Annotated in this window: 15 protein-coding genes and 2 pseudogenes; 12 read left to right on the top strand and 5 right to left on the bottom strand. The window is 48.5% G+C overall.

Annotated features, from left to right (window positions below; all coding sequences use genetic code 11):
• Positions 1-132 precede the first annotated feature (132 nt).
• The 7 genes from BWI76_RS14455 (at position 133) to BWI76_RS14420 (ending at position 6,712) form a co-directional block, all read left to right on the top strand.
• Positions 133-1,476 (top strand): aspartate aminotransferase family protein, encoded by a 1,344-nt coding sequence (locus tag BWI76_RS14455; RefSeq protein ID WP_004137032.1) that lies wholly within the window; start codon positions 133-135, stop codon positions 1,474-1,476.
• Positions 1,473-2,024, top strand: coding sequence for a carboxymuconolactone decarboxylase family protein (locus BWI76_RS14450; protein ID WP_004137034.1), 552 nt, complete (start codon positions 1,473-1,475; stop codon positions 2,022-2,024). The genes BWI76_RS14455 and BWI76_RS14450 overlap by 4 nt, the downstream gene beginning before the upstream one ends.
• Positions 2,025-2,156: 132 nt before the next feature.
• Entirely contained in the window at positions 2,157-2,909 is a 753-nt protein-coding gene (gene glnH / locus BWI76_RS14445) for a glutamine ABC transporter substrate-binding protein GlnH (protein ID WP_004137036.1), read from the top strand.
• 52 nt (positions 2,910-2,961) lie between these two features.
• Positions 2,962-3,618 (top strand): glutamine ABC transporter permease GlnP, encoded by a 657-nt coding sequence (gene glnP / locus BWI76_RS14440; protein WP_004137039.1) that lies wholly within the window; start codon positions 2,962-2,964, stop codon positions 3,616-3,618.
• A gap of 2 nt (positions 3,619-3,620) precedes the next feature.
• Positions 3,621-4,343, top strand: coding sequence for a glutamine ABC transporter ATP-binding protein GlnQ (glnQ, locus tag BWI76_RS14435; RefSeq protein ID WP_004137041.1), 723 nt, complete (start codon positions 3,621-3,623; stop codon positions 4,341-4,343).
• A gap of 19 nt (positions 4,344-4,362) precedes the next feature.
• Complete coding sequence (locus BWI76_RS14430; protein ID WP_004137043.1) at positions 4,363-5,385, top strand: C45 family autoproteolytic acyltransferase/hydolase; 1,023 nt, start codon at positions 4,363-4,365, stop codon at positions 5,383-5,385.
• A 544-nt stretch (positions 5,386-5,929) separates the two neighbouring features.
• Positions 5,930-6,712: a BPL-N domain-containing protein gene (locus BWI76_RS14420; RefSeq protein WP_064371837.1), complete on the top strand. Its 783-nt coding sequence runs from the start codon at positions 5,930-5,932 to the stop codon at positions 6,710-6,712.
• Between the two features lie 17 nt (positions 6,713-6,729).
• On the opposite strand, the gene BWI76_RS14415 is transcribed toward BWI76_RS14420, so the two are convergent.
• The gene (locus BWI76_RS14415) at positions 6,730-7,326 is read right to left on the bottom strand and encodes a TetR/AcrR family transcriptional regulator (protein WP_004137047.1); all 597 of its coding nucleotides are present in this window, start codon (positions 7,324-7,326) and stop codon (positions 6,730-6,732) included.
• A 238-nt stretch (positions 7,327-7,564) separates the two neighbouring features.
• Positions 7,565-7,663, bottom strand: a pseudogene (locus BWI76_RS28700) (amino acid ABC transporter substrate-binding protein); the annotation flags it as partial.
• Between the two features lie 76 nt (positions 7,664-7,739).
• Between BWI76_RS28700 and BWI76_RS14405 the strand changes: the two are divergent.
• Positions 7,740-8,093 (top strand): nuclear transport factor 2 family protein, encoded by a 354-nt coding sequence (locus tag BWI76_RS14405; protein ID WP_004137050.1) that lies wholly within the window; start codon positions 7,740-7,742, stop codon positions 8,091-8,093.
• A gap of 120 nt (positions 8,094-8,213) precedes the next feature.
• On the opposite strand, the pseudogene BWI76_RS14400 reads toward BWI76_RS14405, so the two are convergent.
• Positions 8,214-8,784 (bottom strand): annotated as a pseudogene (locus tag BWI76_RS14400) (ISNCY family transposase); the annotation flags it as partial.
• Positions 8,785-9,024: 240 nt separating this feature from the next.
• Between BWI76_RS14400 and BWI76_RS28330 the strand changes: the two are divergent.
• Genes BWI76_RS28330 through BWI76_RS14375 form a run of 4 tightly spaced genes read left to right on the top strand, consistent with a single transcriptional unit; the run spans position 9,025 to position 14,756 of the window.
• Positions 9,025-10,425, top strand: coding sequence for a site-specific integrase (locus BWI76_RS28330; RefSeq protein WP_001409388.1), 1,401 nt, complete (start codon positions 9,025-9,027; stop codon positions 10,423-10,425).
• On the top strand, positions 10,409-11,959 hold the full coding sequence (locus BWI76_RS14385) for a site-specific integrase (protein WP_000086931.1): 1,551 nt from the start codon (positions 10,409-10,411) through the stop codon (positions 11,957-11,959). The genes BWI76_RS28330 and BWI76_RS14385 overlap by 17 nt, the downstream gene beginning before the upstream one ends.
• A complete protein-coding gene (locus BWI76_RS14380; RefSeq protein ID WP_004137056.1) occupies positions 11,956-14,322 on the top strand; it encodes a hypothetical protein in 2,367 nt (788 codons plus the stop codon). Before BWI76_RS14385 ends, BWI76_RS14380 begins: the two co-directional genes overlap by 4 nt.
• On the top strand, positions 14,322-14,756 hold the full coding sequence (locus tag BWI76_RS14375; protein WP_001214165.1) for a hypothetical protein: 435 nt from the start codon (positions 14,322-14,324) through the stop codon (positions 14,754-14,756). Before BWI76_RS14380 ends, BWI76_RS14375 begins: the two co-directional genes overlap by 1 nt.
• Before the next feature lie 116 nt (positions 14,757-14,872).
• On the opposite strand, the gene BWI76_RS14370 is transcribed toward BWI76_RS14375, so the two are convergent.
• Positions 14,873-15,067: an MbcA/ParS/Xre antitoxin family protein gene (locus BWI76_RS14370; protein WP_004137057.1), complete on the bottom strand. Its 195-nt coding sequence runs from the start codon at positions 15,065-15,067 to the stop codon at positions 14,873-14,875.
• Positions 15,051-15,383 carry a helix-turn-helix domain-containing protein gene (locus BWI76_RS14365; RefSeq protein ID WP_001300511.1) on the bottom strand — a complete coding sequence of 111 codons (333 nt, stop codon included), beginning with the start codon at positions 15,381-15,383 and terminating at the stop codon, positions 15,051-15,053. Before BWI76_RS14365 ends, BWI76_RS14370 begins: the two co-directional genes overlap by 17 nt.
• Between the last annotated feature and the right edge of the window lie 75 nt (positions 15,384-15,458).

The following is a 15,458-nucleotide window of genomic DNA, read 5'->3' as shown; positions in this document are numbered from 1 at the left end:
TAAATGATTCATTTGCTTTTATCATAAGAAAATTAAATACATTTGAATCATTATTGAATTGACGAGATTCAAATGGATCCTGCATGATGCTTTCAACTTACGCGAAAGCGATTTCTAAAGCAGGATAAAAGCATGAGTCAAATCATTCACCGCAGCCTACGTACCACCCCGGCAGTGGCAGTCAGTGCCCAGGGCGCTTACATCACCGATGCCAGTGGTCAACGCTATCTGGACGCCTGCGGCGGGGCGGCGGTTTCTTGTCTGGGTCACGCCCATCCGGATGTGCTGGCGGCGATGCACCGGCAGATCGATCGGTTGGCCTATGCCCACACCAGTTTTTTCACCAGCGATACGGTGGAACAACTGGCAGAGCAGCTTGTCCGCACCGCGCCCGGTTCCCTGAACTATGCCTATTTCGTCTCCGGCGGATCGGAAGCGGTTGAAACGGCGCTGAAGCTGGCGCGCCAGTATTTTGTGGAGATCGGGCAGCCGGATCGCACGCTATTTATTGCCCGTAAACAAAGCTACCACGGCAATACGCTGGGTGCGCTGGCAGTTGGCGGTAACGAGTGGCGCCGCCGCCAGTTCGCGCCGCTGCTGATGGATGTGGTGCGCGTGTCGGCCTGTAATGAGTACCGCGACCGTGAGGCGGGTGAAAGCCAGCAGCAATATACCGAGCGCTTACTTGGCGAACTCGAAGCGGCAATTCTGGACGCCGGGCCGGAAAAAATTATCGGCTTTATCGCCGAAACGGTGGTTGGCGCAACCACCGGCGCAATGCCGCCTACACCGGGTTATCTGCAAGGCGTTCGTCGGCTGTGTGATAAATACGGCATTCTGTATATCGCCGATGAGGTGATGTGCGGCATGGGCCGTACCGGCACGTTGCACGCCTTTGAACAGGATGGCGTTGTCCCTGACATCGTGACCATCGCAAAAGGTTTAGGCGGGGGTTATCAGCCTATTGGCGCAGTGCTGGCCAGTGAGCAAATCGTCGCCGCGCTGCAAGCCGGTAGCGGAATGTTCCAGCATGGTCACACCTACATCTGTCACCCGACCGCCGCAGCGGCTGCGCTGGCCGTACAGCAGGTTATCGAGCGAGATCGTTTGCTCGAGCAGGTGCAGCAGCAGGGCGCGTATTTGCAGCAGGCGCTGCATGATGTGCTGGGCGGATTACCGTATGTTGGTGATACGCGCGGCCGCGGTTTATTCGCCGGCGTGGAGCTGGTATGCGATAAAGAGCGCAAAACGGCATTCGATCCGCTGCTGAAGCTACATGCCGCTATTAAAGCGCAGTGCATGGGGCACGGGCTGCTGGTCTATCCGATGGGCGGAACCATTGATGGCCAGCGGGGCGATCATATCCTGATTGCGCCGCCGTTTATTGTCAGCCGGTCCGAACTCGATTTTGTAGTAGATACCCTGCACAAAGTCATCAGCGAAGAGACGCATAAACTGATGAGACATCAGCCATGAATCGTTTACCTGCGCTGACAGAACAGCAGTGGAGCGATGAACAACGCCAGCTTGCGGAGGAGATTATCAACGGGCCGCGCGGCGCGCTGCTGCCGCCGTTTGAACCGTTGTTGCGCAGCCCGGAACTGATGGCTCATGCGCAGCGAATGGGGGAGTATCTGCGCTACCGTAGCGCGCTGGGGCAGCGGTTGTCGGAACTGACCATCCTGCTGACCGCGCGTCACTGGTCGCAGCCGGTTGAATGGGCCATTCATGCGCCAATAGCCAGGGAAAAAGGGATCCCGGCACAGGCGGTGCAGGCAATTAATGAACAGCGTCAACCAGAGTCGCTGGAGGCTGATGAATGGGTGGTTTACCATTTTTGCCAGCAGCTGCATCAGCATAAAAAAGTCAGCGATGATATCTGGCAACAGGCAATCGATCTCTGGGGGGAAAAGGGCGTTGTCGATCTGATAGGCATCAACGGTTATTACAGCTTTCTTTCAATGATTATGAACGGCGCGCAGACGCCAGTACCCGACACCAGGGATTTTATTCTTCCCGCATAAATAATTCGCACGCCTTGATTTTTATATTGCGTGCGAATGTAGGGATACTGTTTTTATTCTCAATGCCAATATCAGTTTTAGGGTATTGCGCGAAAACTTCTGTCTGCTGTCTTAATTACGCTGAGGATTATTATGTCTGCATTATTGAAAAAATTAAAGATTACCCTGGCACTGGTTGCCTGTTCGGCGAGTTTTGCCGTCATGGCACAAGATAAAATATTAGTCGGTGTGGATACCGCCTTCGTACCCTTTGAATTTAAGCAAGGCAATAAATATGTTGGTTTTGATATCGATTTATGGCAAGCCATTGCGAAGAAAATGAATGTCAGTTACGAATTACGCCCTATGGATTTCAGCGGTTTAATTCCTGGGCTGCAGTCGCGTAATTTAGATGTGGCAATGGCCGGGATCACCATTACCGATGCCCGCAAACAGGTCGTTGATTTCAGCGACGGTTACTACGATGCGGATCTCTTAATGGCGGTGAAAAGTGGTGATGATTCCATCACCAAATTCAGCGAGCTGGCCGGTAAAAAAGTGGGGCTGAAGCAGGGCACCGCCGCGGCCATTTTTATGAAATCCAAATATAAAGCCAACTATGTCGAATTCCCTAATATTGATAACGCCTATCTCGACCTGCAGGCCGGCAACCTGGACGCGGTCGTTCACGACTCCCCAAACGTGCTCTACTATGTGAAAACCGCAGGTGGCGGTAAGGTAAAATCGACCGGGGAAACGGACAGCATTCTGCCGCAGAAATACGGTTTTGCCCTGCAGAAAAACAGCAGCCTGACGCCGAAGGTCGATGCCGCGTTAAACGCATTACGCGCGGATGGCACCTACGACAAGATTTATTTCAAATGGTTTAACAAGCAACCTAAATAACCCCCGCCGGGCCGGGTATCCCCGGCCAGAACCGAGAGTAATAGACCGCATTATGAATTTCGAAACGAAATATATATGGGAATCGCTGCCGCTATTATTACAGGGGCTGCAGCTGACAATATTGATCTCTATGGTCGGTTTGGCGGGCGGCTTTATCATCGGTCTGCTGGCGGGAGTTTGTCGTGCACTGGGAGGCGGCATCGCGAAAACGTTATCATTAATTTTTGTCGAACTTATTCGCGGTACGCCAATTATGGTACAGGTGATGTTTATCTATTTTGCCTTGCCAATGATTCTGCCTGTTCGTATCGACCCCATCACGGCCGCGATGGTCACCATTATTATTAACTCCGGCGCGTATATTGCGGAAATTACGCGCGGCGCAATTTTGTCCATCAATAGAGGATTTAAAGAAGCCAGTCTGGCGATGGGATTATCGCAGCGCGCAACGCTATGGCACGTGATTATGCCGCTGGCCCTGCGCCGCATGATCCCGGCGTTGGGCAACCAGTGGATTATCAGCATTAAAGACACCTCGCTGTTCATTGTTATCGGCGTCGCGGAATTAACGCGCCAGGGGCAGGAGATCATCGCCGGGAACTTCCGTGCCCTTGAGGTCTGGACAGCGGTTGCCCTGATTTATCTTGCCGTCACCCTGTGCCTGAGCTTCCTGCTGAAGCAACTGGAGAAAAGGATCCATATTTTATGAGCATGGTTGAATTTAGCGCGGTTGCTAAACATTTCGGCACCACCCAGGTGCTGCACGATATCAATCTGAAAATTGATGCCGGTGAAGTGGTCGTGATTATCGGTCCTTCAGGTTCAGGTAAATCGACGCTGCTGCGTTGTATCAACAAGCTGGAAGCGATCTCCTCCGGCACCTTGCTGGTTGCCGGGATGCACTTGACCGATCCCCACGTCAACGAGTGCGAAATCCGCCGCGAAGCGGGGATGGTATTCCAGCAATTTCATCTGTTTCCGCATCTGACGGCGCTGGAAAATGTGATGTTTGGGCCTATTCGCGTACGCAAAATGAGTCAAGCGGCAGCCCGCGAACAGGCGCTGGCGCTGCTGGAACGTGTCGGCCTACGCGAACGGGCCGAGCACTATCCGTCGGAGCTTTCTGGCGGCCAGCAGCAGCGCGTGGCTATCGCCCGCGCGCTGGCGGTGAAACCGAAAATGATGCTGTTTGATGAGCCAACCTCTGCGCTCGATCCGGAGTTGCGCCATGAAGTATTAAAAGTGATGCGTTCACTGGCGGATGAAGGGATGACCATGATTATAGTGACGCACGAGATTGGCTTTGCACGCGATGTGGCCTCTCGATTGATGTTTATCGATGGTGGAACCATTGCTGAAGATGGCCCACCTGATATCCTGCTGAATGCCAGTAGCAATCCGCGCCTGAAAGAATTTTTACAGCACGTTTCCTGAACATAAGTGAATCCATCACATGAAGAAAATCGACATCAGTGGTTCCCCGTTTGAGATTGGCCTGCGCCTTGGCGAGCTTGGCCGTGAAGCATGGCATCAGAAACTGAGGCTCACGTCATTGTGGCAAACGGTGATGGCCCTGCAGGCATCCCCTGAGACCCGGTTAATGCGCGCCGAGGTGCAGCGGCATTACCCGCACATCTGGCAGGAGTTGGAGGGGTTGGCGCAGGGGCTGGAGGCCACTGTTGATCAGGTCTTTGCCTGGAACTGCCGTGGCGATCTGGTGCGCTCAACGTCGGATGGCTGTACGACGGTGGCCGGGGTAAACGCCGCAGGCGAGCGGATTATTGCGCACAATGAAGACGGTTTTCCTCAGTTACGGGATGAATGCTTGCTGGCTACCATTACTCCGAGTCGCGGACTGAGCTTTACGAGTTTTGCCTATCCGGGGTCGATTTGCGGCCACACCTTTGCGGTGAATGAAAAAGGTATCGTTAACACGGTGAATAACATCCGTGCAGTGCATCGTCCGCAGGGATTACCGCGTCAGATCCTGGCTCGCGCCTCTCTGAATGCGAACACCCTCGACGAGGCAATCACTATACTTACCGGCCAGCCGCGATCCGGGGCGTTTCACCATACGCTCGGGCAACTGGGCGATGCGCGGCTGTTCAGCGTTGAGGCCACCGGTCAAGGCTGTTCCGTTCTACCCCTGACGACGGTAACCGGGCATGCCAACCATCTGGTGCATGCGGCACTGGCTGGCGTTGAGCAGATCGTTACCGACAGCTCAGCGTCGCGGCAGTTACGCCTCGTGCAGTGGCGGGAAACACAACCTCCGTTTGACGCCGCGGCGGCAAAAGCCATTCTCTCAGATACCCATGACGCCAAACTGCCAATTTACCGGCTGGCTGCCGACGATCCGGATGAGGAGAACACCCTCGCCACGGCAGTCTTCACCCTCGATGCCAACCACGTCAGGTGGCAAATTTTCGACATTAACCGCGACGATGTTAAATTTCAGGGAGAAGTGCGTGGGTGAGATAGCCGGTCGTCAGTCATAAAGGGCAGGGTAGTACCGTTGCCCCGGCGTTCAATAGTACCGTCCGGATACTGCCCGCTATCGGCGTCTTGAGCGATGTCCTGAAGCGCGGTGTCCGGAGTATTCAGGTTTGCGTCTCTATACGATTCGGGCCATCGCCGTTTCTCATCTGCCTCGTGCGCGCCGATGCATACTCTCGCGGACATACCACGAAAAACAAAATGTCTTGTTCAGTTAAGTATGGCTTTCAGGACAGCGCCTGTTAATTAGCCCTTATACCTTAGTTGATGATTTCAAGGATACTGCTGTTTCTGCTTTTTTATCCTTTCGTATGTCGCCTGCATCTCACTAAAAAATTTATACAACTTTGTCAGAGTTACACTTTTTTACGTATTAACTTTTTTTTGCTGTGCTTAAAAACGCTTGACAAAATCAACGCCAAAGTTAAATTTGAGCGACCGCTCTAGTTTTATGTCATGCATTTAGAATGGTAAAATGGTTCTGAATGATTTACAAAACACTCTATGACAAGGGGAATAGCGTAATGCCAATTTTTTTCCAGGAAACTCAGTTGAAGAGAGCAAATATAATTACCCTTGCTCTGGCTTTTACTTTCTCTATTCTTTCCACACCAACCTTAGCAAATGCCTCACCATCAAAAACTTATCGTATCGCTGTTTATAGGGGAGACGCCGGGTGCGCGGGGTGTTCAGAAATGGTGGTGAAATCGCTCGTCGGTACTGGCCTGCCGCTGAACATCGCTTATGTGGGTGAAAAAGAAACGCTGAAAGTGAATGAGCAAACGCTTAAAAAATTCGATATCTACATTCAACCCGGCGGCGGTCAGGATATACCCGGTTCTTATGACGTCATTGGTGATGATGGCGCTGAGGCTATCCGTCAATTTGTGAAAAGCGGCAAAGATTTTATTGGCATTTGCATGGGGGCGTATCTTGCCGATAAAGACTGGATTGGGCTCATTGATGCACCCCTTGAGTCAGAAGTGGGAAGACCTGGTTCACGCGCCTATGATGAGGGGGATTACACCTTGCAAGTGAAATGGAATAATAAACAGGAACCTTTTTACTATCAGGATGGCCCCTATCTGAATAACACAACCTCAAACGCTGGGTTCCAGGCGATAGCTTATTACGACAATGGGGATGTCGCTATCGCCAGATATAAATATGGGGAAGGGCATGTCCTATTATCAGGCCCTCACCCTGAAGCCGATGAGACATGGATAGATGCCCGAGTTGCGGGTAACACCACAGCGGAAAGTAAAATGAAACGCATTTTAAGCTATCTGGACATAAACAAGCGCTAATTTCTACTGCGGGTTTTTCATGTGCTTCGGAAGGGTTTGCCAAGGATTTTAAAAGAAATCTCATATATTTCATTAAGAAAAGCGGTTCTTTTTTCTTTTGAATAATCGAGGATCAGCAAACTTGAGTATCCATCTATTAATGCATTTATTTGTCTGGCGGATACCGAAGCGTTTATCGAGGAAAACTCGCCCTCATTAATTCCGGAGCCGATGATTTCTTCGAGTATATTGATCCATTGCAGTGATTGATTATGAACCAAATTAGCATAATCATCGTCGCGCGCGGCCATCGGCCAGAGTTCAAGGTAGAGCAGCCAGTGCGCTGATGGCGCATCAGGTAACAGCGTTTTGATATACAGCCTGACCCTGTCAGTTGGGCTCATACTTTCCGAGGCCTTAAATGTTGCATGACATTCCTCGATGTCATTATCAAACATATATTTTATGGCCGATTTTTTTAATGTTTCCCAGTTACTATAATAATGATAGATGTGGCTCCTGGAAATATTAAGCTTTTGTGTAAGATCGCGGGTGGAGACATTGTTGAATCCTTTTTCTCTAAAAAGCTGCAGAGCGGCTATCTTTATTAATTCCGAAAAATTTGATGCTTTCAAAATTTAACCTTCATAGTGCGTAAAATTATCGTGTCGCAGAAAACGCTCTATCATTGCTCTGCACCTAATCAACAGCCAAATTTACTACACAGTCATGGCCAGATGCAATGACTGGGTTTTACACAGGACGGTGAACGTTACTATCATGGCGTGGCGGTTTCTTACATCTGCGATTGTTCCCTGAACGATTTCCGAGAGGCGTTCGTAGGTAGAGCAGGGAAGCCAGCATGGTCAATAGCGCGTCGAAAGAAGGGATATTCGCCGCCGTGACCAGCCTGAAGCGGGTTGCATAATCTTTGGCCGCTTCGTAGTCGAGGAACATGGCATCGAGCGTGCCAATAAATTTTTAGCTTGATAGGATTTTGATGTTATGCTATGGAAAAGAATTATTTACAGGTCTGGAGGTAATTTATATGACGCCAAAAGAAATACTTTGCCAATGGGTTGACGCATTTAATAATGCAGATGTAGAAATTATTTCAGAATTATATGATGATAATGCAATAAACCATCAGGTAGCCAATGAGCCAGTTATTGGGAAAGAGGCTATAAAGAAAATGTTTGAACAAGATTTTTCTATTCCAGAAATGGTTTGTATCGTTGAAAACATTTTCGAAGATGGACAATGGGCAATTTTAGAGTGGCGTGCCCCATCAGGTTTAAGAGGTTGCGGTTTTTTTCAAATAGTAAATAATAAAATTATATTTCAAAGAGGCTATTGGGATAAGCTATCTTTCTTAAAACTGCACAATTTACCTATTGAATAAAATTCATATATACTTTTTATGAGTAGTTTGCAAATTGCTTAAAGTGTGCATTAAGGGAAGCATAATAACTTCCCTTAACCAATCTGTGGAATCTTTACGCCATCGTATAATGTGATACTGCTTTTCCAGGTAGCCCCGGATGGCCTCAAAATAGGTGAATGTCGATTCCGATTTTACAAATCGAAGCTGCATCAGGTGGCTCGTCGCGTTGTCGACGTAGACCAGTGCGATACAGGCGGGTGCACGGTTCTCGAACCAGTGATGGTCGCAGCCACCAATCTGGATCAACTCGCCACAACAGGCAAGACGATAGCGTGGCTGCTGAATTTTCGGCGCACGTTGTTTGCGAGGGATACAGAGACCGGCTTTGACAATGAGTGAACGGACAGTTTCTTGGGACAGGTGAACATCGTGCAGTTCTGCGAGTTTCACGCATGTAAGCGTCGGCACAAAGTCGGTATGGCGATCTCGGATGTAATGTGCAAGACCATCAGGCAGTTGGTTATTGCTGGGGTTTCCTCGACGGCGGTCAGCCATACCAGGCGGGCCAGATTCGCGGTAACGCGACAGAAGACGTCGGCACTGACGAGCGAAGATACCCAGGCGCTGCGCGGCCATCTGCGTTGTCAGGTGCCGGTCGACAACATGGGTTAATTTCATCCAAAGTAAAAAACTGCGCTGAATGGGCCATGAGCAGAATCCCGGGATGGTTAACTGAGTTCTGATCAAAATCGCGTAATCTTGCTTCCTCTATCTTGGTGCGCATAATGTATATTATGTTAAATTTAGTCCGTCGTTCATTTAGTTCATAACCAGCCACAGACTACGATCAATCATACACTTACCTATCCCTCTATCTTCTTCTTGCATGACGTTATGTTTGTCGGTTACTTTGTTCATACCCACACCATTTACGATGGTTAAATGCCGCATGTTCATACTCACACAACTCAATATCAACCAACGGCAGCGTTTATGGGCACTGATGGATACTCACACGCGCCAGCCGCTTTTATATCCGTTAATATATCTTATAGACCATCTTGCTTTGCGTTCATCAGCCACGCAATCCTCTTCACTTCAAGCGCTCAAGTTTTTCTATGAATTCTGGCACCAGAAACATGGCGTGACTTTTTGCTTCAGTTTCTATTCCTCGAACCACAATCCATTGATTGCCATTGATGAACTTACAGCCTTTTTTCATTATCTGGAAAATACGCATTTATATGTACCAGCGTTAACCATAAGGTCTACGACGCAGACCACGCCTCAACGTCGTACAAATATCAGGCATGTACATTCGGTTATTCGTTTTATCAGATATTTGATTAACACGTATATCTCGCCGAGATATATAGATGGCTCACCTAAAGAGCTCACACGACTTGCCACGCAGTTAACGGGACGGTTATCGATACATAAAGCAGAATTCCGTACTCTTACCCATTCTCGTCAGATGAACAATGGCACGACCCATAAGCGCTTTCGAAGTCTGACTGCTGAGATGGTCATGGCTTTTTACCAAATCATTACACCCGGTTCAATTTCAAAGAAAAACCCACTTAATCCCTTCCCCGCTGGTGAAATCCAGCTACGTAATTTTCTGATTTGCAGATTGCTTTTAAATTACGGATTGCGTGTCAGTGAATTACTGCTTTTGGAGTGTCATTCGATCAAACCAAATCTCCGAGGGGATCAGTTCAGCCTGATTGTGACCACAGTAGATGACGACGTTTCGGATCAGCGAAAAAGATTGCCTTCATTAAAAAATGTCTATGCAAACCGGGTGCTGGCATTAGATAAACTGGACTTTCATTTTCTAAATATATATATCAATAAAATTCGCCCTCAAGCCTCCCATAGTTTTCTGTTCACTTCCACCCAAAAACCACACCCGCCACTGTCATACCATGCAGTTTATGATATCTTTACCCGGATTGATGACATTATGAGTGTGCGGTATCCTGAATATAAAACAGATGAATATTATGATGCCATTGAAAGCATCTCGCCTCATATAACCCGGCATACCTGGGCTTATTTGACACTTCAACGCATTTATCGTGAAAAACTTCAAAAAACTAAGGCCGACTCACTCCAGGCTGTCATGGATTTTTCTATCGTTGGATTGATGGATGAAGCCAAGGATGAATTACGACTGCTTGGCGGCTGGAGTCACAATAGCCATATGCCTGATGTTTATGCCAAAAGATTTCTATCACAGCAGGCTAATACGGCCAATCTTCACCGAATCGCTATGGATAACGAGGCCCTGAGAGCAACCTTTTCTCATGTATGTGACGAATGGAGTGCATATGAGTCGAATCAATAAACAGTTAAATGAGTCGAATAGTACCATTTATACACCTGCATTTGTTGAAAGTATTTCAAAAGTTGATATACCTGCTGGCATTTATCTCAAGTCGGCAGATTATTTCGATGATAAATATATTAATTCAACAAGTGACAGTTGGGTATTCGATTATTCAGGCAGCCGCTGCTATGCCCACTTCCGACGGGATAAAATCAGCAACCAATTAACCAAATATATTTGCTTCCGTTATGCATCTGCCAAGTGTCCAGCCCAGATTCCTGGTGTACTCCATGCCTGGTCTTTGGCAACTGATCATTGCATAACCCAATCTGCTTTCACGTTTACGGTGTTGAAAGATTACCTTGAAACTCAGGAAATTGATCCTCGATATTTCTACTACATCATTTTCGGCCTAAAAATCCTCTGTGCCGAAGCATTCCCCGGTTTCACCCTCGACGATTACGAAGACCTCGAATTTATCCCTCGCCCGCATTCCCACGACTGGGACATCTATCAGGAAATCGACCATGTTCTGGATCCGCTCGAAAAAAGCATGATCAGTAAAGGCTTGTTTGAAATGGCTACGTCGATTCGCTATGGCGAAAACTACAGTTTGAACACCATTCGAGATGCAGCAATTCTGGGGCTGACTTATGTCACCGGAGCCCGCCCGGCACAACTGGCCAAGCTGGCAACAAAAGATTTGCGCATTGATACCCGAAACCCCGAAACCGGGTTAATACGCTATAGCTTACTTCTGCCCTACGCCAAACAGCGGCGCGTAACGACTGAACGTCTGTTTTTGGCGATTCCAGCGGAAATCGGCGCGTTGATTAGGCACTATATCGAGCGAGCGCAACTAAAACCTGATGGCAAGTTATTTGAATTTAGTCACTCTGCACCATTTTATGTGTCCAAAGCGATTAGCAAGGCCATCCTCAGATTCAGTCCTCCAGATTATCAGGCTGCCGTAGCGCGTGGCGAAGCGGCTTTGCCAACCATTACGCCGACCGACTTGCGCCACAACGTGGGCCATTCACTGGCTATGCAAGGGGGCAGCGCCGAAGAAATTGCGCATATTCTGGGACATACCTCACTTACTGTTGCCAAGTATTACATCCTGGCGACGCCTGCGCTGGCACTGATTCGAGCCAAAGCATTGGGTACCAATCCGGTATGGCAAAACATGGTAGCTATGATGTTGACAGGTGAACTGACCTCTTCAACGGAATGGCAAGGCCAGCGCGTGGTCGGCATAGTCGGTGATCAGTTGCATGATGGGATTGGTGGTTGCTCCAGAGATGATGGCGAATGTCCGTTCTGTGAAGTACGCTGCTGCTACGGTTGCCTGTATTACCGCCCCTTTACTGATGGTGACCACCAGGCGGTGCTGGAGAGTGTAGTTAAAGAAGTCGATGAATTGATTTCCATTTCAGACAGTGTTGGCAACGCCCGCAATCCACTTATTTCCATCCATGAAACCACACAATTTGAAATTCAATCCGTGATTGCCCGTTGCCGTTTTCATCAAGAAAAAGGCGGTGTGCGATGAAAAAACATTTTGCGCAGTTTCACGCCTTTATCACCGAGCAGCAAAGCTGGTTTGAACAGCATCTGGCGGCAGACTTCGATCAGTCATGGGATGACCCTGTTTGGGTCTGCGGCAGCAATGGTAGTGGCTGGTTACGTGGTAATGGCAAAAATAAATTACGCTTTGATGAAATCAGCCGTACCAAAGGTATTGAGGGGCGTCATGCCGTGGAAGAAGACTATGCCCGGTTTATGAAAGCCCTGCTGGTACTGGTGTATCGGAGGAGAAATCGAAGTATATCCCCAGCGGTGGCAGTGGCAACACTGATGATTTTGAAGCGCTGGTACCACTCACTATTTGAGTTGACCGGGCAAACCCACCCAGTGTATCTAACCACAGGGGTAATTCAACGGTCGATGGATAACCTCAGCACAGCTTCATCTCTAGGGGATCCCAATACCGCCAATTACAAAGGACGTTGTGTCAGTCTGCAAAAACTGGTTAATCACCAGTCATTCACACTGGTGACATTGCAATATGTGTCCGATGGGCAATATACCAATCAAACCAACCTCACCCGCAAAGCCCGGGAAACCATGGCGCTGAAACAGCAGTACACGCTGGCTGATACCACTACCGATGGTGAAGATGCGTTGATTACCATTCGTGGTTTTCTGAACATAGTTGCATTAATCCAGCGGGTGGAAAGTGATGCTGAGAAAATTGCGTTAAATTGCCTGTTGTTATTGGTTATCACCGGCTTTCGCTCCATTGAAGCGTTTAATCTCAGACAGGATGCGCTGTTTAAACGCCAGATTGATGATCCGGCAATCCGCAAGCGGTTTCAGGACAAGGGATTACCCGATTATTTCCTTGGTATCCGTTATGTTGGTGTCAAAGGTGCAGGGGAGCGAACGCATTGGGTAGAACCGCTGGCAGCACCTCTGGTCGAGAGTATATTCAGTTCCGTTAAAATATTGACCGCACCAATACGCAGTCATCTGACCTATCTACGGGCGAAATCTTTTACTGATTACCTGCCACAGGCCATCAGCGCCCTGCCCGGTGAACGAGTCGAACTGGATGATGTGGTGACGTACATCACACAAACCACCTCAAGCTTTCGTGGCCGGGCAGGACAACGAGACAAAACATCCAAAGCCCTCAGCAAACGAGGTGTGCTGCCCGTTCAAGAAATGCCAGGGCCAAAAAACAGCAAATCTATCTATTATTCCAAGACTGACCTTAATCATTACATCAAGACCGAATTTGGCCTGACGAATGCCAACGAACCCTGTACGCACGCCTGGATGGAAAATGGCAAACGCTACGAAGTTAACTACGAAGACCTGTTATTTCTACATGAGAAGGGTTCGCTGGCATTAAAGCGCACACTGGCTTTGCTGGCTATACCGATACCCTTCACTAACACACTTATGAATAAATTTTTAGGCAATGTTGAGCCTGATGGATCAGTATTCAGCAAATATCAATTACTGGAAGAGAATGGTACCCCCACCCGGATGCGTACCCACATTCCCCGGCACAACATCAATACCTTTCTTGCCATTGCGGATATCGCTGACCACTTACAGGCAATGCTGATGGGGAGAGTGGACATCACGCAGAATCAGCACTATCAGCATCTGGCGCTTGCAGAACGGCGAAAAGCAGCCTCGTTGGTGCCCTTGCAGCCGATATCGACAGCACTAACTGCCGCGCCCTCTTCGTCCTCCGTTGCTACGCCACTGGAAATCGTCAAACGGACCGGCCAACTGGCGGTCACGGAACACATGACTTTGGACAATACCATCAAAGCCAACCTGCATACTTTTGACGATCGGGATGATGTAGCTAGGTTTGTCGAGGCGTCATTTGCTGACGGCCTCTTTGAAGATGTTGCTGCCGCCTTTGAAGAAATCCGCGACGCAGAAGGACCAGAGCAAGCCTCTGCCATGGTGGCAAGACATGCCGTGATGTATCCGCTGAAATTTGGCTCCTGTATGCGGGAAGTTAACCTCTGGGGATGTCCTTATCGACTGAAATGCCAGAGTGCTGCCTTTTGTGAACATTTCACGCTGACAGGCCGGATAGATGAGCTACCCAATCTGATTGCCAAAAAACAGGCGTTACAGCAAGCACATTCGAAGTTGACCCAACTTACACAACATCAGCCTGACTACCAGACCAGACTGGCCGACATCGAACGACGGTTACAGCAACTCGAGGCAATACAAGCACAATGGCAGCGTCGTGCCAAGACTCAACAACTGGTTGCTACGGAGAGTGTGTTGTCTGGTGGAGTAATCACCGAGGGCAAAGTCCGTACACTGGCCCAGCTTTTTGCACTTGAATACCAACAATTGATGCAGGAGAACGACTGATGCGCGGCAAGGAACTGGATACACTGATCGAGCACGAATTACAACTGATGCTGGTTGAAGGCTTTGACAAGTCCCCTATTTCCGCCAAGGCCCTGCATATTCGGCTCAAGGCAAAAGGTATCGTTAACGGTGGTTTAAGTACGCTGAGCAGCCTTGAGCGAAAACGCCTAATTGCTGCCTATGTTGATCAGCAACTTGGCCCATTGAATTTACGCCCAAAAGAAAAACAGCAATACGTCAACCGCAAAACCCGTCAGGCCTTGCTGGCCAGAAACCAGCAGTTGCAGGCGGAAGTCAGTGAGCTGCGAGACCAACTGGCGCAGAATACCCTGTCGTTGATAGAAATTGTCAAAGCGGTAAAAATCAATACGGTTATTCCGGTGGAAAGTCTGTTGGCCAAACATGTAATTCGGGAGTTACACAAGTCGTCATAATGCTGGTTGTAATTTTTCGGCAAAGGGCATGGACGATTTCTTTCCGTCATTCTGTATATTGCTTACCTTCCCAAATTTCTCCAACCGTTAGTTGGAGAAATAAGATGGGTCGTAAATCATGAATAAACGCCTTGCTCTATTCGAAAAATGAGCATGGCAACTTTCAACGCCCCCTCTTCTGAGTCCATTAACTCAGAGGGCGTTTTCCACTGTAATGCTCTGTTTGGTTCATTGCACCAGTCTAATGCTGCACTTTCGTTACCTTCAAAAAGATCAATAGCCTTTTGTATAACATTATTTTTTGTCAGCATATTTTACACCTGAAGACGTTTTTAGTGCTTCGATAAGGTTACTTCGCTCTTCCTCTGTCATTCGGGAGATGAGTAATGCAAGTTCTGCTGTTGTCTGATCATCACAAAAAAAATAGTTCAACGGTACGTTTAACTCTGCCGCCATTCGTCGAAGCGTATCAATATCGGGGACATGGCGTCCTTTCTCATAATGATTCATACGACTGCTAGCCGATGCGGGATCAAAGCCAACAAGGAGACCCAGAGAGCGCTGTGATAAACCCGCCCTGCATCTCGCTTCCTTAAGTCGTTCTGGTATTGGATTTTTTTCAGACACTGATTCATCTTCATTGGCCTCGAATGCTTAGATTGTCTAAGTATCTGTCATTGTTGTATACTTAGCAATCCTAAG

It is taken from the genome of Klebsiella sp. M5al, from assembly GCF_002090195.1.
GTDB lineage: Bacteria > Pseudomonadota > Gammaproteobacteria > Enterobacterales > Enterobacteriaceae > Klebsiella > Klebsiella grimontii.
The sequence above is the reverse complement of the archived record's forward strand: the minus strand, read 5'-3'. Positions and strand labels throughout refer to the sequence as shown.